Genomic DNA, 25,602 nt, shown 5'->3' on the forward strand with positions numbered 1-25,602 from the left:
GATTGCTTTGAACGTGATCGCGGCCTTTCCCACCTCAGTTTCCGTGACGCTCAATTACCGGGTGCACGAAACGCAATTTCGGTGCTGGAACGCCCGCGCTTGGACATGCCGGGCAGCCCCGATCACGAAAGGTGGAACCATGAACAAGATCAAATCCCTGTTGGGCGGCGTGGCGCTGTCCGTGGCAATCGCAAGCTCGGCCCTGGCGGCCGGCGTGGAAATCAACGCCTCGTCGACCGGCCTGGCGATGCAGGGTTACGACCCTGTTGCCTATTTCACCGAAGGCGAGCCGACCAAAGGCAGCTACAAGATCACGGCGTTGCACAACGATGCGCTGTACCGTTTTGCCACCGAAGAGAACAAGGCCGCGTTCGAAGCCAATCCCGAGGCCTACCTGCCCGCCTACGGCGGCTACTGTGCCTTCGGAGCGGCCATGGGGTTCAAGTTTGACGGCGATCCGACCTACTGGAAAATCGTGGACAACAAATTGTACCTCAACCTGTCGGAAGACATCCAGCAGCGTTGGGAAGGCGACATCCCCGGCTTCATCGAAAAAGCCAGCGTCAACTGGGAAACGATCGCCGACAAGGATCCGGCCGAACTGCAGCAATAATCTGCTGAACTGGCGGCAAGGATCGGCGGCAGAATGCCTCTGCCGCCGATCGTGATTTGAAGCCCCACGACCCCGAACCTATCTGATCAGAACAACACTCCAAAAGGGCGGCAAGCCGCAGACCTTGCGGAAATCCGGGTCGGAATAACAGCGAAAAACCAATGATCCGGTCCACCGACCGGAACATAATGATCAATACAAACCTTCAGGCCAACGAAAGGCCGAGGCAGATAACTTCCAACGAAAGGATAGCAAGATGACGAGCAAACTGGCACTTTTGACCACCGTTGCAACTTTTGCAGCCGGCACCGCCATGGCGCAGTCCTCGGGCGATTGGACCGGATTCTATGCAGGTGCGCAGGTCGGCTACGCGGATATCGGCACCAGCCTGTCCGGTGTGGACGGAGACGGCGCCATCGGCGGTCTCATCCTTGGTTACGACTATGATCTGGGCGACTGGGTTGTAGGCGGCGGCTTTGACTATGACTGGTCTGATGTCGACCTTTCGGGTGCGGCAACGGTCGAAGACGTCTGGCGGCTGAAAGCCCGCGCCGGCTACAAGGTCAACCCGCAGGGGCTGCTGTACGGTGTCGCCGGTTACGCCGATGCGGGAACCGACACGCTGGGCAGCGACGATGGTTGGTTCATCGGCGCCGGCTATGAACAGATCGTCGCGCCGAACGTCAGCATCGCGGGCGAGCTGCTGTACCACGAGTTCGACAATTTCAACTCGACCGGTGTCGACGTGGATGCAACCACGTTCCAGATCCGGGCGGCATACCGCTTCTGATCCCTCGCGCAGAATCGAACGGGCCCGGCACGGCGTGCCGGGCCTTTTTCATGGCACCAGGATTGTGCTTCCGGTTGTCTGCCGCGCCTCCAGTGCGCGGTGCGCCTCGGCGACCTGATCCAGTTCAAAGCGTTGATCGATGTGAATCTTGACCTCGGCGCCGGCCACCTTGCCGAACAGCCGCCGGGCCATGGCCTGACACGCGGAATGGTCCGCAATATGGGTGAACAGCGTCGGCCGGGTGATCTTCAACGACCCTTTCTGCCCAAGAATGCCGATGTTGAACGGTGGCACCGGTCCCGACGCATTGCCGAAGGAAATCATCATCCCCAATGGCTTGAGGCAGTCCAGCGACCCTTCGAACGTATCGGCACCGACAGAGTCCATAACCGCATCGACCCCTTTGCCGCCGGTAATCTCGGCCACGCGGGACGCAAAATCCTCGGTCCGGTAGTTGATGCAGTGTGTGGCGCCGTTGAACTGGGCCAAACGGCACTTGTCGTCGGTCCCGGCCGTGCCGATCAGCTTGATGCCTTCGGATTTGGCCCACTGGCACGCGATCAGGCCGACACCCCCGGCGGCGGCATGGAACAGAACCGTATCACCACGTTTCAGCGGCGTGGTGCGGTGAAACAAGTATTCAACCGTCAAGCCCTTGAGCATCATGGCCGCCGCGGTCTCGAATGAGATGCCGCCAGGCAAAGGGCACACCTGTGACGCGGGCATCACCCGCGCTTCGCAATAAGCACCGGCCGGCACCGCGGCATAGGCCGCCCGCTGGCCCGGTTTCAGATGGGTCACGCCCTCACCGACTGCCTCGATCACCCCAGCAGCTTCCATTCCCAGCGCGTGCGGCAGTTCCATCGGATACAGACCGGTCCTCTGGTAGACATCAATAAAATTCAGACCGCAGGCGTGATGGCGGATCCGAACTTCGCCCGGTCCCGGGTCACCCAACGGTCTATCCTCGATCTTCAGCACCTCGGGGCCGCCGGTTTCGTGAATGACTACGGTACGCGCCGTTTTCTGCATGCTGACCTCCTTTTGCCTGGATCCAAGCTATCACTTCGGCGCCGCAGGGCAATCGGGCGATCTCACAAGGGTGAACCAGGATTGGAAAAAACTGTGGTACACTAGGGTCAGGCGTTGCCGGGTCATCCGGCCACGGGCAACTTTTCGCCGGATGCATCCTGCGGCGCACCTGTGCCAAGGAAAGGGATGACAATGGCAAAGACAATCGGAAACCCGATCAGTTGGACCGCGCAACAACTCGGCGCGACCAGCGATCACATCGCTGAAAACGTAACCGGCATCGGCAGCGCTGACACCCAGCATCTGCCGACGGTTCAAACGCTGACGCTGCAAGACTTGCGAGAGTGCCTGCGCGCCGGATACCAAGACTTTCTGGCGATACGGGCCGATGCCATTTTCATCGTTCTGATCTACCCGATCGCGGGGCTTTTGATGTTCGGATTCGCCATGCAGGCCAACATGGTGCCGCTTCTGGCTCCTCTGGTGGCCGGGTTTGCGCTTATCGGTCCAGTGGCTGCTTTGGGCTTGTATGAGATCAGCCGCAGGCGGGAACAGGGGCAGGAGGTTCACTGGCTGGACGCGCTGGGTATTTTCCGATCCCCCTCGTTCGGCGCCATACTGGCACTGGCCTTTTACCTTGTCATGCTTTTGCTGGTCTGGCTGATGGTGGCACACGGCATCTATGTCGAAACACTGGGTCCGCAGCCGCCAGAGACGCTGGGCCAATTTCTGACACAGGCTCTGACCACCGGCCCCGGCTGGACCATGATCATCATCGGATCGGCGGTTGGGTTCCTGTTTGCTCTGGTGGCCTTGGCCGTCAGCGTTGTCAGCTTCCCGTTGCTTCTTGACCGCAAGATCGGCCTGCCTGTGGCCGTGGTCACCTCGGTCCAGGTCCTGCGGCACAATCCGACCGTGATCCTGACCTGGGGCTTCATCGTCGCCGCGCTGTTGGTTCTTGGCGCGATCCCGCTGCTTTTGGGGCTGATCGTCGTAATGCCTGTCTTGGGGCACGCAACATGGCACCTGTACAGACGCGCCATCGCCTGAGCAGAGCGCGGAACAACCCCCGCGCCGACGTGCCTAGCCTGATACTTTCAAGACGATCTTGCCAATGTGGCCGGAGCTTTCCATGCGGGCATGCGCAGCGGCGGCATCGGCCAGATCAAATTCGCTGTCCATGACCGGGGCAACTTTTCCAGCCTCAAGCAGCGGCCAGACCGCCTCATGCAGATCCTGCGCGATGCGCGCTTTCGCCTGATCGCTCTGTGGCCGCAGCGTGCTGCCGGTCAGGGTCAGGCGTTTGACCATCATCAGCGCAAAGTTCAACTCGACGACGGGTCCTTGCAGAAACGCGATCTGAACCAGCCTGCCGTCCTCGGCCAGCGCCTTGACGTTGCGAGGGATGTAATCGCCGCCAACCATGTCGAGAATCAGATCCGCCCCACCTTCGGCCCGCATGGCAGCAACAAAATCCTCGGTCTTGTAGTTGATTGCCCTCTCGGCCCCCAGGTCCAGACAGGCCTGGCATTTCTCATCCGAACCGGCCGTCACGAAGACCCGGGCTCCGAAAGCGTTGGCCAGCTGAATGGCCGTGGTACCGATCCCGCTCGATCCCCCATGTACAAGGAACCGTTCGCCAGCCTTCAGCCCGCCACGAGTGAACACGTTGGACCAGACAGTAAAGAAGGTTTCGGGCAGGCAGGCGGCCTGTTTCAGGCTCAGGTCCGAGGGCACAGGCAGGCAGTGCACCGCCGGTGTCGCCACGTATTCTGCATACCCGCCGCCAGGCAACAACGCACAGACCTGATCCCCCAGTGCCAACCCAGAGACCCCGGACCCGATGGCCACCACCTCGCCCGAAGCCTCGAGCCCGGGAAGGTCGCTGGCCCCCGGCGGCGGATCATAGGCCCCGGCCCGCTGCAGAGCGTCGGGGCGGTTGACGCCGGCATAGGCCACTTTCAAGACAACCTGACCGTGACCCGGCTCGGGCATGGGGCGTTCCGTCAACTTGAGAACGTCCGGACCTCCGGGCGTGGTGATCTCAATGGCGCGCATCATCTGGGGCATTGGCAAAACTCCTTTGCGCAATGGGTATCAGGCGAATCGGGAAAGGCCCAGCAACAAGAGGCGGTTACTTGCGCGGGTTCAGAAGACCCGGCAGATCGGCCCGCATCCTGACTGGCGCCCGAACCTGACTTGCCAGCCAGTTGGGAACCGCAAGAAAAGGTTTGAACAGCGGGTTGTTGTTGACCTGCGCCTTGAGCTTCTCGAACTGCATCACATCCGCAATGCGGCGATCCAGGAATTCCCATGTCCGCTGGTGGTCCGGGCTGTCATCGCCCAACCAGAACAACAGGGTCGAGGAATACACACCCGACAGTGTCGCGCGTTTGGTGTACCAGTTGACATCATCCGAAGTGTCGCCCAGCGCATCCCAGATCAGGTCACAGGTGCCCCAGACCGCCTTGGCCCCATCTGCTGCATATGACGGCAATGAAAACAAAGTCACGCCTCGGCGCACCGCCTCCCTGTCGGGGACAGCCTGCAGGCGGAAGCGCACTGCAGCGGCAATCCTGTCGCGGAACTTCAGATCGCTCAGGTCCTCGGACTTCAGCCGTTCAAGCATCTCGGCGTCCCCGCGGGCGTGAAACGCGAGCGCCAGATCCACGGCACCCCGCGGGCAGATGACCCGGGCCAGCCCTTCGTCCAGATCGCAGTCGGCAATGGCCGCGCGAAAGCTCTCTTCGGACCAACCATCAAAAGGAACATGGGTCAGAATTGCGTCCAGCAATTGCTGTTTTGCATCTTCATAGGTCACGGTCATGGCGGTCCTCCGACTGTTGGGCCCAGTACTAGACAAGTTAGGTCCGCTTTGCTATACGGCCAACTCCTGCAATTTCCTTGCAACTCTATCTAGAAAGGTGGTGACAACCACATGCAGGTTAGTGTTCGCGACAACAATGTCGATCAGGCGCTTCGTGCCCTGAAGAAAAAGCTGCAGCGCGAAGGCGTGTTCCGTGAAATGAAGCTGAAGCAACATTTCGAGAAACCCTCCGAGAAAAAAGCGCGCGAGAAAGCTGAAGCGATCCGCCGTGCCCGTAAATTGGCACGCAAGAAAGCCCAGCGCGAAGGTCTGCTCTAAGATCTTCCTCGTCCAGCTTTGGATGACACTATTTGACGACCCCCGTGGCATCGCCCGGGGGTTTGTCGTTTCAGTAGATCTTGGGCACGTACAATTCGTCCGGCAGAACCCGCCGTTCATACTCGGGATTGTATTTCCGATCCGGCAGAGTGACCTTTTCGTGGGGCACCTCTTCGTACGGAATCTTGGTCAGAATGTGCTCCATGCAGTTCAACCTTTCCCGCTTTTTGTCGTTGCCTTCGACAATGTACCAAGGGGCCTCGGGAATGTTGGTTCGGAACAGCATGTCTTCCTTGGCCTTGGTATAGTCTTCCCAGCGGATGCGCGATTCCAGGTCCATCGGTGACAGTTTCCACTGCTTCATCGGATCATGGATTCGCATCAGAAAGCGCAGCTGTTGTTCTTCGTCCGTGATCGAGAACCAGTATTTCAACAAAATGATTCCCGACCGAACCAACATGCGCTCGAATTCGGGAACGTCCTGAAAGAACTGCTCGACCTGGGCTTCGGTGGCGAAGCCCATCACCCGTTCAACGCCCGCCCGGTTGTACCACGACCGGTCGAACAGAACGATCTCACCCGCCGCCGGCAGATGCGGCACATAGCGTTGAAAATACCACTGGCTCTGCTCGCGCCGGCTGGGGGCGGGCAAAGCGACGACGCGTGCAACCCGCGGGTCCAGCCGCTGGGTGATCCGCTTGATTACCCCGCCCTTTCCAGCGCTGTCGCGCCCTTCGAACAGGATGCAAACCTTGGCGCCGGTATGCTGCACCCAGTCCTGAACCTTGATCAGCTCGGCCTGCAGGCGCAACAGGTTGCGGAAATAGACCTTGCGATCCAGCATTTCAGGATGCTGTTCGCGATAGATCTTGCGGACCTCCATCGACAGCATGGGTTCGCTGAACTCAATCTCAAAATCCTCGTCCAGTGTGTCCTGCAACTCGGCTTCCAGCCAATCGTCGACTGTGTTCTCATATTCTTCAGCCAAGGGCCTGCTCCTTATCTCTCAACAGTCTCGGACCATATCGGGTACGTGTAACCGGCCAATGTCATGCCGACCTGTTTCCCGCCCCGAAAGCCAATATTGAACCGGCTCAACGGCAGATACAACCGCATCGGCAAGACTGCCGCACCAGGGTCAGACAGGCAGTGCTGTCGTCTTGAAAACGGTCCGCAGGGCGAACGAGCTTTGCATTTGCGCAACTCCGGGCAGGCGCGACAGATACTGGCGGTGGATGCGCGCAAAATCCTCGGTGTTTTCGGCAACCACCTTCAGGACATAATCGGCCGACCCGGCCATCAGGTGGCACTCCAGAACGTCCGGAATGCGCCGGACCGCCCGCTCGAAGGCCTCCAGCACCTCCTCGGCCTGACCCTGCAAGGTGATCTCGACGAATACGGTTGTCGGCACCCCCAGTTTGCGCGCATTCAACAGCGCGACATAGTCCCGGATATAGCCTTCCGCCTCAAGCCGCTGGACCCGGCGATGGCAGGCAGAGGGCGACAGGTTGACCTGCTCTGACAGTTCCGCGTTCGACATACGCCCCTTGCGCTGAAGGGCCGCCAGAATCTTTCGGTCAGTCGCATCAAGTGACATTCACGCACATCCGTTGCAAGATTTTCTCATTTCATCGAAAAATTTCCCACATATTAGCGCATTTGCGCACCGAGTTTCACAGAAATTGCGCGGTTTTCTGCACATAATTTGTGCAGTTTATGAATGGAGAGCCCCATGAAAATCGGTTGCCCAAAAGAAATCAAACCGCAGGAATTCCGCGTCGGCATGACCCCGAACGCCGCGCAGGAAGCGGTTGCCCGTGGTCACGAGGTCATCATCGAAACCGGCGCCGGGTTGGGTTCAGGCTTTGACAACGACGCCTATGTCGCCGCAGGCGCGCGCATTGTGGACACCGCTGAAGAGGTGTTCGCGACCGCCGACATGATCGTCAAGGTCAAGGAACCGCAAGCGGTCGAGCGCAAGATGCTGCGCGAAGGCCAGCTGCTGTTCACCTACCTGCACCTGGCGCCCGACCCGGAGCAAACCCACGATCTGCTGGCTTCGGGCTGCACGGCGATCGCCTATGAAACGGTGACGGATTCCAACGGTGGTCTGCCGCTGCTTGCCCCGATGTCCGAAGTCGCGGGGCGTCTGGCCCCGCAAGTCGGTTCGTGGACCCTGCAAAAGGCCAATGGCGGGCGCGGCGTTCTGATGGGCGGCGTCCCTGGTGTGGGCCCGGCAAAGGTTGTCGTGATCGGTGGCGGCGTCGTTGGCACGCATGCGGCTCAGGTGGCGGCTGGCATGGGCGCTGATGTGACCGTTCTGGACCGTTCGCTGCCGCGCCTTCGCTATCTGGATGACGTCTTCGGTGGCCGGTTCAAGAACCAGTACTCGACCGCGGGTGCCACGGCCGAGCTGATCCAGTCGGCTGATATGGTGATCGGGGCCGTTCTGATCCCAGGCGCGGCCGCCCCGAAACTGATCACCCGCGAGCAATTGTCGACCATGAAGCCGGGCGCTGTGCTTGTCGACGTAGCAATCGACCAGGGCGGCTGTTTCGAAACCTCCAAGGCAACGACGCACGCCGATCCGATCTATGAGGTTGATGGCATTATGCACTACTGCGTGGCCAATATGCCGGGCGCGGTGGCACGGACCTCGACCATCGCGCTGGGGAACGCAACGATGCCGTTCATGCTGGCGCTGGCCGACAAGGGCTGGAAGCAGGCGTGCCAGGACGATCCCCACCTTCTGGCGGGCCTCAACGTGCACGCCGGCCAGCTGACCTACTATGCCGTAGGCAAGGCACTGGGGATCGACGTGGTCTCGCCCGCAATGGTCGTCAAGGCCTGATCGAAACGCAACAGCGCCGCGCGTCTGCGCGGCCCTTGGCCCAACCGGAGAAGGGCATTTCCAATGCCCGACGGACGGACGGGAGCATTCAGCCTTCTTTGTGGATTTCCACCGAGTGCGGGTAGGGGATCGAAATGCCCTTGCTGTCAAACGCTTCCTTGACGGCCTTGGTCAGATCGAACTTGACGTCCCAATAGTCGGCGGCGGCACACCACAACCGCGCGGTCAGATCCACCGAGCTGTCTCCCAAGTTGGTCACATGCACCCAGGGCTCCGGGTCCGAGTGTATGCGCTTGTCCGACTTGGCCACATCCAGAATGATCTTCATGGCCGCATCCGCACTGTCGCCATAGTCGATCCCGAATACCAGATCGACACGCCGCGTGTCGTGGGCCGAGTAGTTGGTGATGATCGACCCCCAGGCCTGACCGTTGGGAACGATGATCTGCACATTGTCGGGCGTGACCAGTTCGGTCGTGAACAGGTTCAGGTCCTTCACCGTGCCGGCTGTTCCACCGATATCCACGAACTGACCCAGCCTGTATGGCCGGAAAACCACCAGCATCACACCTGCGGCAAGATCGCTGAGCGTGCCCTGCAGCGCAAGGCCGATGGCCAGCGAAGCGGCACCCAGAATGGCAACGATACTCGTCGCTTCGATCCCGAAGATGCCAAGCACAGCAACCAGAACAATGGCCAGGATCACCCATTTGACGGTGCTGGCAACGAAATTCCCCAAAGTCGGATCGATTTGCGGGGTCGAATTAATTCGGCGGCGAACGATCCCTGCGATCATGCCAGCGGCTATCCAGCCGATAACAAGAACGATCAGGGCTTTGACCGCGCTCATGATCAATGGGGCAAATGCCCCTACCTGCGTCACGACCTCATCCACGGGCGTCTCCTTTCCAACAGCAACAAACCCGCGACTTTTGCGCGGGGTTTCCGCAACATTGGGCGATAAAACCGCACAGGTCTAGGTTTGAAATGTCCCGGATTTCCCCGCTGTGCTTCAGCAAACAGTCGCTGCCCGGGGTTGCACAGACCGCCATCTAACAATCCGCCCCTGAATGCCTAGCTTGCAATAGTACCCGAACAAGGAGATTGCCATGCTGGACACCGCCACCTTCCCGATCATGACCAAATGGCCCCCGCATTCGCCGGAGCGGATCCAACTCTATTCCTTCCCGACGCCGAACGGCGTGAAGGTGTCCATCATGCTCGAAGAAACAGGCCTGCCCTACGAGGCGCACAAGGTCACCCTGTCAGACGCCGACGTCAAAAGCCCCGAGTTTCTGTCGCTGAACCCAAACAACAAGATTCCGGCGATCATCGATCCTGACGGCCCGGACGGACAGCCCCTGGCGCTGTTCGAAAGTGGTGCGATCCTGCTGTACCTGGCCGAGAAAACCGGCAAGTTCCTCGGCCAGAACACGGCCGACAAGTATCGGATCACGCAATGGCTGATGTTCCAGATGGGCGGCGTGGGTCCGATGTTCGGGCAGCTGGGTTACTTCCACAAGTTCGCCGGCAGCGCGATCGAAGACCCGCGTCCGCGCGAGCGGTATGTCAACGAGGCCAAACGGCTGCTGAATGTCGTCGAGACCCAGTTGCACGGGCAGGACTGGATCGCCGGTGAGTACTCAATTGCCGATATCGCTTTGGCCCCGTGGCTGCGCGGCCTTGATTTCTACGGCGCCAAAGAGTTGGTCGGCTGGGACGATCATCGCAACACCATCGCCTATCTGAACCGGTTCCTGGACCGGCCCGCGGTTCAAAAGGGTCTGGTCACGCCTCCGCGCGGGTAAGGGATCACGCCGTCGCCGCCTTACAAGCGGCGTCGGCATTCCGTGCCATCAACCGGGCAGTTTCCCGGTCAGCACATAGCGTAGAATCTCGACCACCTGACGGGGCTCCTCGGCCACCGCCAACGCGGCGGCATCGACCTCTTTCAGCGCATGCTGATGGTCGGGGCCGTGCAACACGATGATCGACTTGCCCAGGGCCGCGGCATAGCCCGCGTCGAAGGCCGCATTCCACTGCTTGTACTTGTCGCCGAACCGCACCACGACGACGTCGGCATCGGCGATCCCCTTGCGGGTACGGATCGCGTTGACCATCGCGCCTTTGTGGTCGTGCCAGTACTTGTTCGGCTCGGCCCCCAGAATGGCGACACCGCAATCGTCGCTGGCCGCATGATCGGTGACGGGGCTGTTGAACGTGACATCCAACCCCTGCGCGCCTTCGATGATCTGTTCGCGCCAATCCGTGTGGATCTCGCCCGACAGGTAGACATTCAAACCCATTGCAGCCTCCGCCTTTTGCTTCTGGCCCTGTTTACTGCCCAATCACGCGAAGCCCAATGCGGAAGTTGCCTGCCGATGCGGCGCTGGCGTTACAGCTTGCGAGCCACCAGATAGCGCGAAGGCGGTTTTGCCGGAAAATTCCCGCTTTCTATGATCTCGAACCCGGCCTTTTCAATGGTCGTTTCCAGTGTCTTGATGTCGAATTGGCTGACGAATGGCGCTTTGCCCAAAAGCTGCATGACCGGTAAGAGCAACTTCAGCAAGCCGAACTTGAACCCCAATCCACCCTGGGCAAGACAGGGCGTTTTTGAAATGAACAGACCGCCGGGTTTCAACACCTCATGAACCGCGGCCAGCGTCGCCTCCAGATCGCGGATCAGGTGCAGCAGATTGAACGCCATCACCACATCATAGGCCCAATTCGGGGGGTGGGTCGCGTCGGCCTCAACAAAGACAACGTTTTCGATCTGCTCCTCTTGCGCCAACCTGCGGCCCACGGCCAACATGCCCGGAGAGACATCACTCGCCGTGATCGTATCCGCATGGCCGGACAGCCGCAGCGCGGTGCGCCCGGTTCCGCAGCCCAGTTCCAGCACCTGATCGGTCGGCTTCAGGTAGGACACCGTGCGTTGCAACGTGTGCTCGTAGGACTCCATGTCCCGGATCGGGGATTTCGCGTATTTCTCGGCGATTCCGTCCCAGAATTTGGCTGTGGCGGTCATGTCGGCTCTCCTTTGAGCGCAAGGTAGTGATACGCGTTTCAAAGGTGAATTGCCGAATTTCGCAGAATCCTTATACATTCATGCATGGATGATCCGCGCAAATTCGACTGGAACCATATCCGCGCCTTTCTGGCCACGGCCGAGACGGGCTCGCTTTCGGCCGCGGCACGACGATTGGACCATACACAACCGACCCTCAGCCGCCAGATCGCCGCGCTTGAATCCGACCTGGGCGTGATGCTGTTCGAACGGGTCGGCCGATCACTTCAGATCACCACCGCCGGGATCGAGTTGTTGGAGCACACGAGAGAGATGGGCGCAGCTGCAGATCGCATTGCGTTGGCCGCGTCCGGTCAGGCGCAATCGATCGAGGGGCAGGTGCGGATCACCGCAAGCGACGTGATGTCGGCCTATATCCTGCCGGATCTGCTGCGCGAGATCCGCGTGCAGGCTCCGAAACTGCGGATCGATGTGGTCGCCGCGAACGACATTCGCGATCTGATGCGGCGCGAGGCGGATATCGCCATCCGCCATGTCCGCCCCGATCAGCCCGACCTGATCGCAAAACTGGTGCAGGAGGCTGAGGGGCATTTCTATGCCGCCACCGCCTACCTGAACCGCGCTGGACGCCCCAAGTCCCTGTCGGACCTGTCCCGGCACGCGTTCATCAGTTTCGGCGACACCGCGCAGATGATCGCCTATTTCGAACCGATCGGCCTGCATCTGACCGAAGAAAACTTCCGCCTGGGGTCGCAGAACGGCATCGTCTCGTGGGAGTTTGCCCGGCAGGGCTTTGGCATCGCGCCCATGTCCGAGCCGGTTGGCGATGCCACACCCGGTATGGAGCGCGTCCTTCCCGACATGGAGCCGCTGCGGTTCCCGATCTGGCTGACCACCCATCGCGAGCTGCATACCAGCCGGCGCATCCGGCTGGTCTTTGACCTGCTGGCGGATTTCTTCGCAAAATGAAACACGCGCGCCATGGGCGCGCGTGCCACTTCGGGTTCAAGCCACCTCAGCCGCGCAGAACGCCGCCGGTGGCCTTGGTGACCTTGGCGATGATCTTTTCCGCCACCGCCTCGATGTCTTTTTCCTTCAGCGTGCTGTCGGTCGGCTGAAGCCGGACGGTAATGGCCAGAGATTTCTTGCCCTCGCCCAGGCTGCCGCCGATGAACTCATCGAACACGCGCACCTCTTCGATCAGCGCCTTGTCGGCGCCGGCGGCGGCATTCACCAGCGTCAGCGCCTCGACATCGGCATCGACGACAAAGGCAAAGTCACGCTCGACCGCCTGCAGGTCACGCAGTTCCAGCGCCGAGCGGGTGGTGCCGGATTTGCGCGGCAGCGGAACCTCGTCCGGCCAGATGGTGAAGGCCACGGCCGGGCCCTTGATGTCCAACTGCTGCAGCACGCGCGGATGCAGTTCGCCGAACACGCCCAGCATTTTTTTGGGGCCCAGGCAGATCTTGCCGTGACGGCCCGGATGCCACCAGGCATCGCCGTCGCGCAGGATCTGCACCTTGGCGGGGGCCCCGATGGCGGTCAGCACGGCCTCGGCATCGGCCTTGGCGTCAAACACGTCGACCGCGCGGGCGGCGCCATGCACATCCTTGGGTCCGGTCCGCCCGACCAGAAGACCTGCGATCTGGGTGCGTTGCTCGCCGGGTTCCCCGTCATGAAATACCGGGCCGACCTCGAACAGGGCCAGATCGGCAAAGCCGCGCGCCTGGTTGCGGGCCGCGGCCTGCAGCAGGCCGGGCAGCAGGTCCGGGCGCATGTGGCTCATCTCGGACGAGATCGGGTTTTCCAGCATCGTCGCGTCATCGCCGCCACCGAACAGCGCGGCCGAGGCCTGATCGATGAAGGTATAGCTGACGCATTCATTGTAGCCCAGCGCCGCGCAGGTGCGCCGCGCCATCGACTGACGCCGCTGGGCCGGAGTCATGACCGGCTTGGGAATACCATCCGTGACACGCGGCAGCGGCTTGCCCTGCAGCTTGGTCAGCGAGGCGATACGGGCGACCTCTTCGACCAGATCGGCCTCGCCCTGGATGTCGGGGCGCCAGCTGGGCACATGGGCCATGTCGCCCTCCAGCCGGAAGCCCAGCCGGGTCAGGGTCTGGCGCTGCTCGCTTTCGGGGATGTCCATGCCCACCAGCGACTGCACCCGCGCCGCATCCAGCCGGTAGGCGCGCGAATGGTCCGGCGCCTTGCCGGCCTCAACCGCCTTCGAAACCTCGCCGCCGCAGATATCCAAGATCATCTGGGTCGCGTGCTCCAGCCCTTCCAGCGTGTATGCCGGATCGACCCCGCGTTCGAACCGGTAGCGCGCGTCCGAGTTGATCTTGAGCGCGCGGCCCGCCAGCGCGATCTGAACGTGGTCCCAGAAGGCGCTTTCCAGGAACACGTTCACCGTGTCTTCGGTACAGCCGGTCTCTTGCCCGCCCATGATGCCGGCGATCGATTCCGGGCCGTTGTCGTCGGAAATCACCATCATGCCGGGCTGCAGAGTGTATTCCTTTTCATCCAGCGCCACCAGCTTCTCGCCGCCCTTGGCGCGGTGTACCCGCAGGTTGCCCTTGACCTTGTCGGCGTCAAAGACGTGCAGCGGGCGGTTGCTGTCGAAGGTCATATAGTTGGTGATATCCACCAGGGCCGAAATCGGACGCAGACCGATCGCCTTCAGCTGATCCTGCAGCCATTGCGGGCTGGGGCCGTTCTTGACGCCGCGGATCAGGCGGCCGGTGAAATGCGGACAGCCATCCAGCGTGTCGTCGTCGATCGTCACCTTGATCGGGCTTTCGAAATCCCCCGGCACCGGGGCATAGTCACGCTGCTTCAGCGTGCCCAGACCCCGCGCCGCCAGATCGCGCGCGATCCCTGCAACGCCCAGCGCATCGGGACGGTTGGGGGTGATGGCGATCTCGATCACCGGGTCGATCTTGGCGGGGTCATTCTCGGCCAGCCAGTCGACGAACCGCTGGCCCACCTCGCCCGAGGGCAGCTCGATGATGCCGTCATGCTCGTCCGACAGTTCCAACTCGCGCTCGGACGCCATCATGCCAAAGCTTTCGACGCCGCGGATCTTGCCGACGCTGATCGTCAGGTCGAGACCGGGAATATACATGCCCGGCTTGCAGACCACGACGGTGATGCCCTCGCGCGCGTTGGGGGCGCCGCAGATGATCTGCAACTCGCCCTCGTCGGTGTCCACCTTGCAGACGCGCAGCTTGTCGGCATCGGGGTGTTTCTCGGCATGTTTCACATAGCCCAAGGTAAAATCCTTGAGCTTGTCGGCCGGGTTGATGACCTCTTCGACCTCGAGCCCGAGATCGGTCAGCGCCTCGACGATCTCATCAACCGAGGCGTCGGTGTCCAAGTGGTCTTTCAGCCAGGAGAGGGTGAATTTCATTTCTGTTTTCCTGTCCGGTAAGGCGGGCCAACCCGCCGAATTCTCTTGGGCAGCAGGGCAAGCCCCATGCTACTTCATCGTGACAAGCCACCATGCAGGTTGGGCATATCCAGCGCCGCAAACCCGTAGTGGCGCAGCCAGCGCAGGTCGCTATCAAAGAACGCCCGCAGATCCGGGATGCCGTATTTCAGCATCGCCAGACGGTCGATGCCGATGCCAAAGGCAAAGCCCTGATAGACCTCGGGGTCGATCCCGCCGGCGGCGATCACCTTGGGGTGGACCATGCCGCTGCCCAGAATCTCCATCCAGTCATCGCCCTCGCCGATCTTCAGCTGGCCGCCTTCCCAGGAACAGCGGATATCGACCTCGGCCGAGGGTTCGGTGAACGGGAAATGCGAGGCGCGGAAGCGCAGTTCGACGTCGTCGACCTCGAAGAACGCTTTGACGAATTCCTCCAGAACCCATTTCAGGTTTGCCATCGAGATATCCTTGTCGATGGCAAGGCCCTCGACCTGGTGGAACATCGGCGTGTGGGTCTGGTCATAATCGGCGCGATAGACGCCGCCCGGGCAGATCACGCGGATCGGCGCGCCCTGCTTCTCCATCGAGCGGATCTGCACCGGCGAGGTATGGGTGCGCAGCACATGCGGCGGGCGATTGTCGCCCGGCGCGCGGTGCATGTAGAATGTGTCCATCTCGGCCCGCGCCGGGTGATGGCCGGGGATGTTCAGCGCGTCGAAATTGTACCAGTCGGTCTCGATCCGGGGGCCTTCGGCGACGGAGAAGCCCAGCTCGGCAAAGATCGCGGTCAGTTCCTCGGTCGCCTGGCTGACCGGGTGGATCGAGCCCTGGCGGCGCGGGCGCGCGGGCAGCGTCACGTCCAACCACTCGGTCCGCAGACGTTCATCCAACGCGGCATCGGCCAATGCGGCCTTCTTGGCGGCCAGCGCCGAATTGATCTCGTCCTTCAGCGCGTTCAGCGCGGGGCCGGCGACCTGGCGTTCCTCGGGCGTCATTTTGCCCAGTTCGCGCATCTTCAGCGCCACTTCGCCCTTTTTGCCCACCGCGGCCACGCGGATCGCTTCCAGCGTGCTTTCGTCGCCTGCGTCAGCGATCTGACCCAGGTATTTTGCCTTAAGATCGTCCATGACGGTCCCCTGAATTCTGTTGCTGTCCTGCTATCACAGCAGCGCGCGAAAGCAAGAGGGCCGGGCCGCGCGATCAGGTCGCGCGCAGAACCGCTGCCTGTCGATCACACCGGACCGGGCGGATCGTGGGGCCATAGCCCTGCGGATGGGTCCGCAGGTCGGGGAACAGCGCAAACAGTTCGCGTGCGGCCTCCTGTTCCAGCCCCGAGAGCGCCTCCTGCCCCGGAAAGAAGCTCTCGGACACAAGACCCGAAGTGGTGACCAGCTGGTGCCGGTCGAAGAACAGGTGGACATAGCGGACGATGTCGCAGGGCTGCACGGTGACGGTGTCGCCGTTGACCAGCGACTTGGCCGGAACCAGAACCTCATCCTCGCCGAACAGAAGCTGGGCTTGCCAGCCGCCGACAAGAATGCGGTGCTGGGGCGAGACCAGAATGTCTGCCGTGGCGCCCAGAACACCCGCGCGGATGCGCACCGGCGCTAACCGGCCCACGCCGCGCACCGTGCGGCCGCCGATCCAGCGAACCCGGCAAGGGCCGTAATCGACGGTCAGGACAGTGTCGCCGGGCTGCAACGTCTCGATCCGGCGCGGCCCCTCGGGGGTATCCACCAGGGTTCCTGCCGTGAAACAGGCGGCCCCGGTATCCCCGGGCGACAAGGGACCATATGTCAGCGTGTCAGGATCGGGTTGGTTGAACTGCAGGGTCGTCGTGGTCTGGTTCGGCCCGACCAGCACCGGCAGGTTGACCGAGGTTTCCCCGGCCGCCAAGCCGTCAACCGCGACGATGTTCTGCGTGCCGCCACCGATGTCGTAGAAATCTATCACCTCACCCGTGGCGGTGTTGGTCAGCGCATAGGCTTCGTAGTTGGTCGGGCCGCCGCCGTCCGGATCGGTCAGGAAGATCGGGAAATCATCGGCCGAGATGACATAGACGATCTCGTTATTGTCGGGGTCGACGGTGACCTGAACGGAAGGATCGTTCAGCGGGATCTCGATCCCGACCTGCCCGTTCGCCTGATAGAAGGACACGGTGAAATCCGCCGGGTCTTCGTCCGGGCGAAGGGACACCTCCAGGAATTCGGACACGCCCGAATTCGCGGCATAGGCATTGGAATAATGCAACTCACTGATACGCGCCATGAAAGCACCACGACCGGAAAATCTGACCCGAATGTATCGCGCAAACGCCGCCGCCGAACAAGGCGCGATCCGGGAATGTGGCTAACAGGCCCCTAATTGCAACAGGTCGCGGTCAGTAGCTGTATTCGGGGTAGATCCGCGTCAGATCGCCCTGCCAGTCGCCGTGGTAATGCTCGAGCAGTTCGTCGGCCGGCACCTTGCCGGACTGGATGCTTTCCTTCAGCGCGTTCAGGAAATGGGTCTCGTCCGGGACGAGCCCGCCGGCACCCGGCCGCGCCCGGGCCTTCAGGCCGGAGTCGGCGATGGCCACCACCTCGCGCGCCAGATCGTGCATGTTGATGCCGCCGACCTGCGCCTGCAGCCCGTCCCGGGCCGCTGCGACGCGCAGCCCCTCGCGGGTTTCGGCGTCCCAGCCCTTGACCAGATCCCATGCGGCATCCAGCGCGGACTGGTCATAGGTCAGCCCCACCCAGAAAGCGGGCAGCGCGCACAGGCGGCGCCACGGGCCGCCGTCAGCCCCGCGCATTTCCATGAATTTCTTGATCCGCGCCTCGGGGAAGGCGGTGGTCAGGTGATCGGCCCAATCCGAAAGCGTTGGCGTCTCGCCCGGCAGCGCGGGCAACTTGCCCTGCAGGAAATCGCGGAACGACATGCCCAGCGCGTCTATATACTTGCCGTCGCGATAGACGAAATACATCGGCACATCCAAGGCATATTCCACGTAGCGCTCGAACCCGAAGCCGTCCTCGAACACGAAGGGCAGCATGCCGGTGCGCGCGTCATCCAGATGCCGCCAGATGTAGCTGCGCCAGCTTTTGTGGCCGTTGGGCTTGCCCTCGAAGAAGGGCGAGTTGGCAAACAGCGCGGTCGCCACCGGCTGCAGGGCCAGCGCCACGCGTAGCTTCTGCACCATGTCCGCCTCGGACCCGAAGTCGATGTTGACCTGAACCGTGCAGGTCCGGCGCATCATGGCGCGGCCCATGTCGCCGACCTTTTCCATGTAGTCGTTCATCAGGACATACCGGCCCTTGGGCATCAGCGGCATGTCCTCATGCTTCCAGATCGGTGCGGCGCCCAGCCCGATGAAGCCTACGCCGATCTTGTCGGCGATGTCCTTCACGTCGCGCAGATGCGCGTTCACTTCGTCGCAGGTCTCGTGGATGGTCTCCAGTGGCGCGCCCGACAGCTCCAGCTGCCCCCCCGGTTCCAGCGAGACGTTTGCTCCGTCCTTTTCCAGCCCGATCAGCTTGCCCGCCTCTTCCACGGGGGTCCAGCCATGCCCGTCGCGCAGCCCCTGCAGCACCGCCAGGATCGAGCGTTCGCCCTCATAGGGCAGCGGTTTCAGCGTGTCCTTGCAGTAGCCGAATTTCTCGTGCTCGGTCCCGATGCGCCATTCGCTTTTGGGTTTGCAGCCATCGGCCAGGTATTCGGCCAGTTGTTCGTGGCGTTCGATCGGCCCGCCGCCGGACTGAGGAATGGACATGAACCGTGCTCCGATCCTGATGTGTCGAGTCGTGGGGGTCAGTGGTGGTCGCAATCTCCCCCGGTGTCAATGCACCGTCAGTTCAACCGGATGTGCGCCGGGCGCGAGGGGTGGCGTTCCCAGATCACCACCGGATGCGACGCCCCGCCCTTGAGTTCCGACAGCATCCGCTCGGTCCGCAGCCCCGGCAGGGCCGAGAAAACGTCGAACAGTGCCTCGGCACCTTCGGCATTCACGGGAATGTGAAGCGGCGGCTGGCCGGGCTGCTGCAGCACCCAATGCGCGGGGCTGGCGGTGGGGTCCAGCGTCAGGCTCTCGATTTCGCGGGTGGCGACGATGCCGCCTTCCAGCGGCCCCAGATAGGCGATCTGCCCTTCATCCACAGACACCACGCCCGGCCCGCCCGCGCCCAGCCGAAAGCGGGCCCGCTGTACCCCGATCACGGCCAGCGCGATCGAGACCACCACAAGTACCCAGCCCAGCCAGCCCAGCAACCCGCCCGGACCGCCGATCCAGCTGAGGCCAAGGATCAGAACGAACCCGGCGGCCAGCACCTCGCGCCAGCGCCACAGGGCCAGTTTGGCTTCGGGACGGATGAAACTCATGACGCGGCCTCCATCTGATCGCTGAACAGGACCAGTGAAAAGGTCCCGGCAGGGGCAAACCCAATAGCAACATAAGCACGCACGGCGGCGTTTGAAGCCGCAAACAGAACGGCCTTGCGAACGCCGGTGGCCCGCGCCTCGGCCAGATGCAGGGCGACGGCGGTGCGGGCATAACCCCGACCGCGCAGCGCGGGCGGGGTGAACACGCCGCCGATCTGGACGATCTCGGGCAGCGTGGCATTGAAGCCTGTCATGCTGACGGGCAGGTCGTCGACCTTCAGCAGCCGGTGCGAGTCGCGCTGAATATATCCGTCGATGTCCTTCTGCGCAGCCTTGCGGGCCATGCCCGGGTCGGTGCCCAAAGATTCCAGATGATAGGCCTCGCGCCAGCGGATCAACAGGCTTCGGTCGCCATCCGACAGCGGCACCAGCCGTGCGTTTTCCGTTGGCGGAACGATCAGGTCGCGCAGATCCAGCGCAAAGGACGGTTCGTCCCGGTCCAGATGCGCGGCGCGGTCCTGCCATCCGGCCTGTCGCAGAAACCGGCGGGCTTGCGAAGCCTCGCCCGCCAGCCCCATGACCGTGCGGCCCCGGATCAGGTCCGCTGCCGCGGTCAGGTCGGCCTCGGGCAGATCAGGGCATTGCGGCAGGATCATGCCTTCGTTGGTGATGCCGAACACGCCGCGCAGCGGGTCGCCCAGCATCCACATGCTCATCGCGCGCGGCGCGGGTGCGTTCAGGCCGAACTCTCGCAGGTTGGCCAGCGCGAACATCGAGCTTTGCACATGATCCAGAAGAAACCGTTCGATCGCCGGAATGTCCTGTTGCTGCGCCGGACGCCACATCAGGACCAATCCCCCAGCGCCTGTTGCCACAGGGTCATCGCGGCCACCGCCGCCGTATCGGCCCGCAGGATGCGCGGCCCCAGGCTAACCACATGCGTGAACGGCAGATCCTTCAGCCGCTGGCGCTCGGTATTGGAGAACCCGCCCTCGGGGCCGATCAGGATGGCCCAGGGCCGGCCCTTGTCCTGCGCGGCGAGGCGCAGGGTCGACCCGGCCTCGGCCTCGTCGCAGAACATCAGTTGGCGGCCGTCGGGCCAGTTGTCCAACAGCTTATCCAGCCGTTGCAGGTCGCAGACTTCGGGCACGAAGGTGCCGCCGCATTGCTCGGCCGCCTCGACCGCATGGGCCTGCAGCCGGTCCTGCCGGATGCGTTCGGAATTGGTGAAGGCAGTCTGCACCGGCATGATCTTCGCGGCTCCCATCTCGGCCGCCTTTTCGACGATGAAATCGGTCCGGGCCTTCTTAATCGGGGCAAACAGCAGCCACAGGTCCGGCGGCAGTTGCAGTGGCCGGGTCTGTTCAAGACAGCTCAGAACACCGCCCCGCTTGCCCGCTTCGACCACCTGCGCCAGCCACTCGCCATCGCGGCCGTTGAACAGGGCCACCTGCCCGCCCACGGCCAGACGCATCACGCCGAACAGGTAATGGGCCTGCTCGCGCGTCAAAGGAACCGATTGCCCCGCACCCAAAGGGTGATCTACATACAGCCTGATCTTCGCACTCATGAGACCCTACATATGCAAGGCAATGCCCCAACACCAGACGGTCAGGTCGCCGACGCCGTTACCGGCAACTGGGTCGATACCCGCGCCCCGGCCTTTGCCCGCCCCTATCTGCGGCTGTCGCGCGCGGACCGGCCGATCGGGACGTGGCTGCTGCTGATTCCGTGCTGGTGGGGCCTGGCGCTGGCGATCCTTCATGACGGTCAGCCGCGGTGGGGCGACCTGTGGATTGCCGTTGGGTGCGCGGCCGGGGCCTTTCTGATGCGCGGCGCGGGCTGCACCTGGAATGACATCACCGACCGCAAGTTCGACGCGAAGGTTGAACGCACGCGCTCGCGGCCCATCCCCTCGGGTCAGGTCAGCGTGCGGCAGGCGGTGATCTGGATGGGCATCCAGTGCCTTCTGGCGCTGGCGATCCTGCTGACCTTCAACCAGGCGGCCATCGCGATGGGCGTCCTGTCGCTGCTGCCGGTGACGATCTACCCTTATGCCAAGCGCTTCACCTGGTGGCCGCAGGTGTTTCTGGGGCTGGCCTTCAACTGGGGCGCCCTGCTGGCCTGGGCGGCGCATCGCGGCACGGTCGAATGGCCCGCGATCCTGCTATACCTGTCAGGCATCGCCTGGACGCTGTTCTACGACACGATCTATGCCCACCAGGACGCCGAGGATGACGAGCTGATCGGCATCAAGTCCACCGCGCGCCTGTTCGGGACCGACACCGCGAAATGGCTGAAGTATTTCCTTGTGGCGACCGTGGCGCTAATGGGTCTGGCCATCGTCGAGGCCGCGCTGCCCAATTCCAGCGTGTTGGCGCTGGTCGTGGCCATTGGTGGACCTTGGGCAATGGGGTGGCACATGGCGTGGCAACTGCGCGGGCTGGACATCGAAGACAACGCGAAACTGCTGCAGCTGTTTCGCGCCAACCGGGACACCGGCCTTATTCCGCTCATCTTCCTTTGCGTCGCATTGCTCCTCTGATTGCACCTCGGTACCGGTGCCTGTAAGAGTCCCGCCCAATGGCCCGAGGAGATAAGAAACCGCTCATGCGCTTGCCGTATTTCCTGACATCAGCCCTGATCTTTGTCGTGTCGGCGGGGGTCTGTCTGCTGGCCGCCGGATTCGCGGTGACCAAGATCGAAGAAACCTCGGAAACTGCCGTTCGAAATGCACTGAGCATGCAGGGCCATGAGTGGGCCGAAGTGCAGGCGGATGGGCTGCGCGTTGTGCTGACCGGTACTGCCCCGGACGAGGCCACCCGATTCAACGCGCTGACAGCGGCCGGTACACAGGTCGACACCTCTCGGGTGATCGATGAGATGGACATTGCCCCGACGGCTGACCTGACTCCGCCCAAATTCTCGGCTGAAATTCTCCGGAACGACAGCGGCATTTCCGTGATCGGGTTGGTTCCGGCCAGCGTGGATCGCGACGCTCTGATGGACCGGCTGCAGAAGCTGGACCCGCAGGCGCGGGTGTCGGACCTGCTGGAAACTGCAGATTACAAGAAACCCAAAGGTTGGGACGACGCGATTTCCTATGCCATCCTTGCCCTGTCCAAGCTGCCGCGAGCCAAGATTTCCGCCAGCCCCGACCTGGTCAAGATCACTGCCATCGCCGACAGCCAGCAGGAAAAAGAACGGCTGGAACAGGAACTGACACGCGCCGCGCCGCCCAGCTTGCGCATCGGTCTGGCGATTTCGGCACCGCGCCCGGTGATCACTCCGTTCACCCTGCGCTATCTGATTTCGGAGGATGGCGGCCAGTTCGACGCCTGTTCGGCGCAGGATGAAAAGGCGCGCGACACCATTGTTGCCGCCGCGCAGGATGCCGGGCTGTCAGGGCCCTATACCTGCACAATCGGCCTGGGTGTGCCATCGCCCCGATGGGCGCAGGCCGCTGAACTGAGTATCCGGGCTCTGTCCGAGATCGGGCGAGGATCGGTCACGATGTCGGATGCCGACATCACGCTGATTGCTGAACCGAACACCAGCCCGGCCACCTTCGACAAGGTCGTGGGCGAGTTGGAAAACGCCCTGCCCGAAGTGTTTGCCCTGCACGCGGTTCTGCCTGAACCCGAAAACAACGAACAGGCCGGACCTGTGGAATTCACCGCCACCCGCAGCCCGGAAGGTCTGGTACAACTGCGCGGCCGTCTGGGCGATGATTTACAGCGCGACATGATCGACAGCTATGCCCGGGCTGCCTTTGGATCCGATCAGGTTCACAGTGCCGCCCGCGTGGTCGACCAGATGCCGCAGGACTGGCCCGTGCGCGTTCTGGCGGGGCTGGAATCCCTGTCCTGGCTGAACAACGGCGTGCTGACCGTAACGCCTGACAAGGTCGAGTTGACTGGCGTCAGCCACGATGAGGACGCCAAGGCACAGATCGCGGGCCTGCTGTCCGACAAGTTGGGCGATGCGCAGGACTTTGACCTTTCGATCACCTATCAGCCCCCGCCCGAACCCGAAGACGCGCTGCCAGACCCCGAGCAGTGTGAAAGTCGCATCGCCGAGGTTCAGGAAACCCGCAAGATCACGTTCGAGCCCGGGTCGGCTACGGTCTCGTCTGAATCCCGCGACAGTCTGAATCAGATTGCCGAAATCCTGCGCGAATGCGGACCGATCCGGATCGAAATCCAGGGTCATACCGACAGCCAGGGCCGTGAAGAGATGAACCAGCAGCTGAGCCAGTCACGCGCCCAGTCTATCCTGAACGAATTGCGCGCCCGTCGGGTGCCGACCAAAAGCTACTCGGCCGCAGGATATGGTGAGACGCAGCCGATTGCAGACAATGACACCGAAGACGGGCGCGAGAAAAACCGGCGCATCGAATTCCGCCTGATCCGGCCCGAGCCGGTCGCCAATCAGGAAACCGGTCTGGAAGCGTTGGAGACCCAGACAAGCGCAACCGAACCTGCGCCAACAGAAGAAGAAGCATCCGAAACGGATGCAGGGGACCAGTAAGTTGAACAGAACCGAATTCATCATCGCCACCGCCGTCATCCTGTTCGCCGCTTTCTGCATGGGCTGGTTCGCCAACTGGCTGGTGCACCGCCTGTCGCGCGTGCGCCAATCCGACGTGGCCGATCTGGACCGCATGAGCCAGGAGTTGCACGAGGCCGAGGAAACCCGCGATCAGGCGATCACCTATTTGCAGCAGCGTGAGGCCGAGCTGACCAACCAGCTGACCCAGACCGAGGCCGAGCTGGCCGCGGCTATGGACGGGCTGCGCGCTGCCCGCCAGGAAGCCGAGGAATTGCGCGGCCGGATCAACAACGCCGATTGAGGCTTACCAGCGCGACAGCGCGTCCTCGTCTTCGTCCTTGGCGGCAACCCAATCGGCCCCGGACGCGGTGATTTCCTTTTTCCAAAACGGGGCGCGGGATTTTAAGTAGTCCATCAGGTATTCGGCAGCCTCGAACGCATCCTTGCGGTGCGGGGCTGCCGTTGCGACCATCATGATCCGGTCACCCGGGGCCAGCCGCCCATGGCGATGGATCACCAGCACATCGCCCAGCGACCACCGGTTTTTGGCTTCCTCGGCAATCTTGGCGATGGCGCGTTCGGTCATGCCGGGATAATGCTCGATCTCCATGCAGGCCAGATCGGTCTGGGCCAGATCGCGCACGACGCCGGTAAAGGTGACGATAGCGCCATTGGCCGTGTCACCCGCGGCAAAGGCATTTGCCTCGGCCCCCAGATCGAACGGCTCTTGCTGCACCGAAATCCGCATCGCCCTAGCCGCCGGTCATGGGCGGGAAAAATGCCACTTCGCGGACGCCGGCCAGCGGCGCGTCGAAATCCGACAGTTCCTGATCCAGCGCGACCCGCAGGGCGGAGACGTCGGCAAAGGCCGCGGCATAGCGGTCTTCACGGGCGCTGAGTTCAGCCACCAGATCGGAGACCGTGGCCGCGGTGGTTTCGACCTTTTCCTTCGGCACGCCGATCCGCTCGCGGACCCAGGCGAAATACAAGACATCCATGCGTCAGCCCTCCTTCAGATGGGGCATGGCTTTACGTAGGTAGTCGTAGCCGGTGATCAATGTCAGCGTCGCCGCGATCCACAGCAACCACAACCCGATGCGGCCCGACCAGAACATGCCATCCAGCTTCCATTGCAGGCCCGAGATGTCCTCGACCTGGCCCGACAGGATCTGGTCGATCAGCGCGGCATCCATGCCGAAGGTGGACATGACGAAATAGTGCTCGAATATGCCCTGCGAAAACAGCACGGCGATCGCCACCATCTGCGCGGTCGTCTTCCATTTGGCCAGCTTGGTGACCTTGAGCGTTCCAGCCACGTCGCCCAGATACTCGCGCAGGCCCGAGACGAAGACCTCGCGGAACAGGATCACGGTGGCGGGCAGCACCAGCCAGGGCGTCCAGTGCTCGGTCGAATAGCCGACCAAGATCATCAGCGCGATCACCACCATCGCCTTGTCGGCGATCGGGTCCAGCATCGCGCCCATCTTGGTTTCCTGCTTCCACGCGCGCGCCAGATAGCCGTCGAACCAATCGGTTATGGCCGCCGACAGGAACAGGATCAGCGCGAACCAATCCGCGTAGGGCCGTGTGAAATACAGAAACATCACCGCCAGGCCGGGCGCGGCCAGTAGGCGCAGCAAAGTCAGAATATTCGGCAGGTTCCACTTCATGCGCTGGACCCTACAACCATGGCCGGGAACAGAAAAGACGGCACGACAAAAAACTGCCAAGAACACAGGTGTTTGGACCACGACAGGTCAGACCGTCGCAGGCGGAGGATCGACGACCGTTTCCCCCTTGGCG

The 25,602-nt window shown here is 62.4% G+C and carries 28 protein-coding genes; 10 read left to right on the top strand and 18 right to left on the bottom strand.

What is annotated here, in order from left to right; genetic code table 11:
• Positions 1-139: 139 nt before the first annotated feature.
• Both ACR3EL_RS16005 and ACR3EL_RS16010 read left to right on the top strand, forming a co-directional pair.
• Positions 140-613 carry a YHS domain-containing (seleno)protein gene (locus tag ACR3EL_RS16005; protein WP_093963550.1) on the top strand — a complete coding sequence of 158 codons (474 nt, stop codon included), beginning with the start codon at positions 140-142 and terminating at the stop codon, positions 611-613.
• A gap of 256 nt (positions 614-869) precedes the next feature.
• On the top strand, positions 870-1,403 hold the full coding sequence (locus ACR3EL_RS16010; protein WP_093963551.1) for an outer membrane protein: 534 nt from the start codon (positions 870-872) through the stop codon (positions 1,401-1,403).
• Positions 1,404-1,451: 48 nt separating this feature from the next.
• Here ACR3EL_RS16010 and ACR3EL_RS16015 read toward each other — a convergent pair whose 3' ends face one another.
• A complete protein-coding gene (locus tag ACR3EL_RS16015; protein WP_170342305.1) occupies positions 1,452-2,435 on the bottom strand; it encodes a quinone oxidoreductase family protein in 984 nt (327 codons plus the stop codon).
• A 192-nt stretch (positions 2,436-2,627) separates the two neighbouring features.
• Between ACR3EL_RS16015 and ACR3EL_RS16020 the strand changes: the two genes are divergently transcribed.
• Positions 2,628-3,485: a DUF2189 domain-containing protein gene (locus tag ACR3EL_RS16020; protein ID WP_170342307.1), complete on the top strand. Its 858-nt coding sequence runs from the start codon at positions 2,628-2,630 to the stop codon at positions 3,483-3,485.
• A 33-nt stretch (positions 3,486-3,518) separates the two neighbouring features.
• Here ACR3EL_RS16020 and ACR3EL_RS16025 read toward each other — a convergent pair whose 3' ends face one another.
• Together ACR3EL_RS16025 and ACR3EL_RS16030 are read right to left on the bottom strand one after the other, a co-directional pair.
• Positions 3,519-4,505: an NAD(P)H-quinone oxidoreductase gene (locus ACR3EL_RS16025; protein ID WP_170342309.1), complete on the bottom strand. Its 987-nt coding sequence runs from the start codon at positions 4,503-4,505 to the stop codon at positions 3,519-3,521.
• A 64-nt stretch (positions 4,506-4,569) separates the two neighbouring features.
• Positions 4,570-5,262: a COQ9 family protein gene (locus ACR3EL_RS16030; protein ID WP_170342311.1), complete on the bottom strand. Its 693-nt coding sequence runs from the start codon at positions 5,260-5,262 to the stop codon at positions 4,570-4,572.
• 111 nt (positions 5,263-5,373) lie between these two features.
• Between ACR3EL_RS16030 and rpsU the strand changes: the two genes are divergently transcribed.
• Positions 5,374-5,580: a 30S ribosomal protein S21 gene (gene rpsU, locus ACR3EL_RS16035; RefSeq protein ID WP_005614280.1), complete on the top strand. Its 207-nt coding sequence runs from the start codon at positions 5,374-5,376 to the stop codon at positions 5,578-5,580.
• 70 nt (positions 5,581-5,650) lie between these two features.
• Here the strand turns inward: rpsU and ppk2 are convergent, their stop codons facing one another.
• Both ppk2 and ACR3EL_RS16045 read right to left on the bottom strand, forming a co-directional pair.
• Positions 5,651-6,568: a polyphosphate kinase 2 gene (ppk2, locus tag ACR3EL_RS16040; RefSeq protein WP_093963555.1), complete on the bottom strand. Its 918-nt coding sequence runs from the start codon at positions 6,566-6,568 to the stop codon at positions 5,651-5,653.
• 150 nt (positions 6,569-6,718) lie between these two features.
• Positions 6,719-7,177 (bottom strand): Lrp/AsnC family transcriptional regulator, encoded by a 459-nt coding sequence (locus ACR3EL_RS16045; protein ID WP_093963556.1) that lies wholly within the window; start codon positions 7,175-7,177, stop codon positions 6,719-6,721.
• Positions 7,178-7,312: 135 nt separating this feature from the next.
• Here ACR3EL_RS16045 and ald point away from each other — a divergent pair, with 135 nt between their 5' ends.
• On the top strand, positions 7,313-8,431 hold the full coding sequence (gene ald / locus ACR3EL_RS16050; RefSeq protein WP_170342313.1) for an alanine dehydrogenase: 1,119 nt from the start codon (positions 7,313-7,315) through the stop codon (positions 8,429-8,431).
• 88 nt (positions 8,432-8,519) lie between these two features.
• Here the strand turns inward: ald and ACR3EL_RS16055 are convergent, their stop codons facing one another.
• Positions 8,520-9,326: a mechanosensitive ion channel family protein gene (locus ACR3EL_RS16055; RefSeq protein ID WP_480722286.1), complete on the bottom strand. Its 807-nt coding sequence runs from the start codon at positions 9,324-9,326 to the stop codon at positions 8,520-8,522.
• Positions 9,327-9,540: 214 nt separating this feature from the next.
• Here ACR3EL_RS16055 and ACR3EL_RS16060 point away from each other — a divergent pair, with 214 nt between their 5' ends.
• The gene (locus ACR3EL_RS16060; protein WP_480722288.1) at positions 9,541-10,239 is read left to right on the top strand and encodes a glutathione S-transferase family protein; all 699 of its coding nucleotides are present in this window, start codon (positions 9,541-9,543) and stop codon (positions 10,237-10,239) included.
• A gap of 48 nt (positions 10,240-10,287) precedes the next feature.
• Here the strand turns inward: ACR3EL_RS16060 and ACR3EL_RS16065 are convergent, their stop codons facing one another.
• Both ACR3EL_RS16065 and ACR3EL_RS16070 read right to left on the bottom strand, forming a co-directional pair.
• Positions 10,288-10,737 (bottom strand): YtoQ family protein, encoded by a 450-nt coding sequence (locus ACR3EL_RS16065; protein WP_170342319.1) that lies wholly within the window; start codon positions 10,735-10,737, stop codon positions 10,288-10,290.
• A gap of 89 nt (positions 10,738-10,826) precedes the next feature.
• Positions 10,827-11,459 (bottom strand): class I SAM-dependent methyltransferase, encoded by a 633-nt coding sequence (locus ACR3EL_RS16070; RefSeq protein WP_170342321.1) that lies wholly within the window; start codon positions 11,457-11,459, stop codon positions 10,827-10,829.
• A gap of 84 nt (positions 11,460-11,543) precedes the next feature.
• Here ACR3EL_RS16070 and ACR3EL_RS16075 point away from each other — a divergent pair, with 84 nt between their 5' ends.
• Positions 11,544-12,428, top strand: a complete 885-nt coding sequence (locus tag ACR3EL_RS16075) for a LysR family transcriptional regulator (protein WP_170342323.1) — start codon at positions 11,544-11,546, stop codon at positions 12,426-12,428.
• A 46-nt stretch (positions 12,429-12,474) separates the two neighbouring features.
• Here the strand turns inward: ACR3EL_RS16075 and pheT are convergent, their stop codons facing one another.
• From pheT to ACR3EL_RS16110, 7 genes are all read right to left on the bottom strand, one after another.
• On the bottom strand, positions 12,475-14,871 hold the full coding sequence (gene pheT, locus ACR3EL_RS16080; protein WP_480722293.1) for a phenylalanine--tRNA ligase subunit beta: 2,397 nt from the start codon (positions 14,869-14,871) through the stop codon (positions 12,475-12,477).
• 74 nt (positions 14,872-14,945) lie between these two features.
• Positions 14,946-16,019, bottom strand: coding sequence for a phenylalanine--tRNA ligase subunit alpha (pheS, locus tag ACR3EL_RS16085; RefSeq protein ID WP_093963563.1), 1,074 nt, complete (start codon positions 16,017-16,019; stop codon positions 14,946-14,948).
• A 73-nt stretch (positions 16,020-16,092) separates the two neighbouring features.
• A complete protein-coding gene (locus tag ACR3EL_RS16090; RefSeq protein WP_170342327.1) occupies positions 16,093-17,160 on the bottom strand; it encodes a Hint domain-containing protein in 1,068 nt (355 codons plus the stop codon).
• 112 nt (positions 17,161-17,272) lie between these two features.
• A complete protein-coding gene (locus tag ACR3EL_RS16095; RefSeq protein WP_170343046.1) occupies positions 17,273-18,643 on the bottom strand; it encodes a glutamate--cysteine ligase in 1,371 nt (456 codons plus the stop codon).
• Positions 18,644-18,720: 77 nt separating this feature from the next.
• The gene (locus tag ACR3EL_RS16100; protein WP_170342331.1) at positions 18,721-19,248 is read right to left on the bottom strand and encodes a hypothetical protein; all 528 of its coding nucleotides are present in this window, start codon (positions 19,246-19,248) and stop codon (positions 18,721-18,723) included.
• A complete protein-coding gene (locus tag ACR3EL_RS16105) occupies positions 19,245-20,093 on the bottom strand; it encodes a GNAT family N-acetyltransferase (RefSeq protein ID WP_170342333.1) in 849 nt (282 codons plus the stop codon). Before ACR3EL_RS16105 ends, ACR3EL_RS16100 begins: the two co-directional genes overlap by 4 nt.
• Positions 20,093-20,818, bottom strand: coding sequence for a 16S rRNA (uracil(1498)-N(3))-methyltransferase (locus tag ACR3EL_RS16110; RefSeq protein WP_170342335.1), 726 nt, complete (start codon positions 20,816-20,818; stop codon positions 20,093-20,095). The genes ACR3EL_RS16105 and ACR3EL_RS16110 overlap by 1 nt, the downstream gene beginning before the upstream one ends.
• Before the next feature lie 12 nt (positions 20,819-20,830).
• On the opposite strand from ACR3EL_RS16110, the gene ubiA reads away from it, so the two are divergent.
• From ubiA to ACR3EL_RS16125, 3 genes are all read left to right on the top strand, one after another.
• Positions 20,831-21,793 carry a 4-hydroxybenzoate octaprenyltransferase gene (ubiA, locus tag ACR3EL_RS16115; protein WP_170342336.1) on the top strand — a complete coding sequence of 321 codons (963 nt, stop codon included), beginning with the start codon at positions 20,831-20,833 and terminating at the stop codon, positions 21,791-21,793.
• A gap of 65 nt (positions 21,794-21,858) precedes the next feature.
• A complete protein-coding gene (locus tag ACR3EL_RS16120; RefSeq protein ID WP_170342338.1) occupies positions 21,859-23,778 on the top strand; it encodes an OmpA family protein in 1,920 nt (639 codons plus the stop codon).
• 1 nt (position 23,779) lies between these two features.
• On the top strand, positions 23,780-24,100 hold the full coding sequence (locus tag ACR3EL_RS16125; RefSeq protein WP_093963571.1) for a hypothetical protein: 321 nt from the start codon (positions 23,780-23,782) through the stop codon (positions 24,098-24,100).
• 3 nt (positions 24,101-24,103) lie between these two features.
• Here the strand turns inward: ACR3EL_RS16125 and ACR3EL_RS16130 are convergent, their stop codons facing one another.
• The 3 genes from ACR3EL_RS16130 to pgsA are packed head-to-tail and all read right to left on the bottom strand — an operon-like array spanning position 24,104 to position 25,469.
• Positions 24,104-24,547, bottom strand: coding sequence for a molybdenum cofactor biosynthesis protein MoaE (locus ACR3EL_RS16130; protein ID WP_170342340.1), 444 nt, complete (start codon positions 24,545-24,547; stop codon positions 24,104-24,106).
• A 4-nt stretch (positions 24,548-24,551) separates the two neighbouring features.
• Positions 24,552-24,797 carry a molybdopterin converting factor subunit 1 gene (gene moaD, locus ACR3EL_RS16135; RefSeq protein WP_093963573.1) on the bottom strand — a complete coding sequence of 82 codons (246 nt, stop codon included), beginning with the start codon at positions 24,795-24,797 and terminating at the stop codon, positions 24,552-24,554.
• 3 nt (positions 24,798-24,800) lie between these two features.
• Entirely contained in the window at positions 24,801-25,469 is a 669-nt protein-coding gene (gene pgsA / locus ACR3EL_RS16140) for a CDP-diacylglycerol--glycerol-3-phosphate 3-phosphatidyltransferase (RefSeq protein ID WP_170342342.1), read from the bottom strand.
• Positions 25,470-25,602 lie beyond the last annotated feature (133 nt).

The sequence above is a fragment of the Ruegeria sp. BJ3 genome, assembly GCF_056535665.1.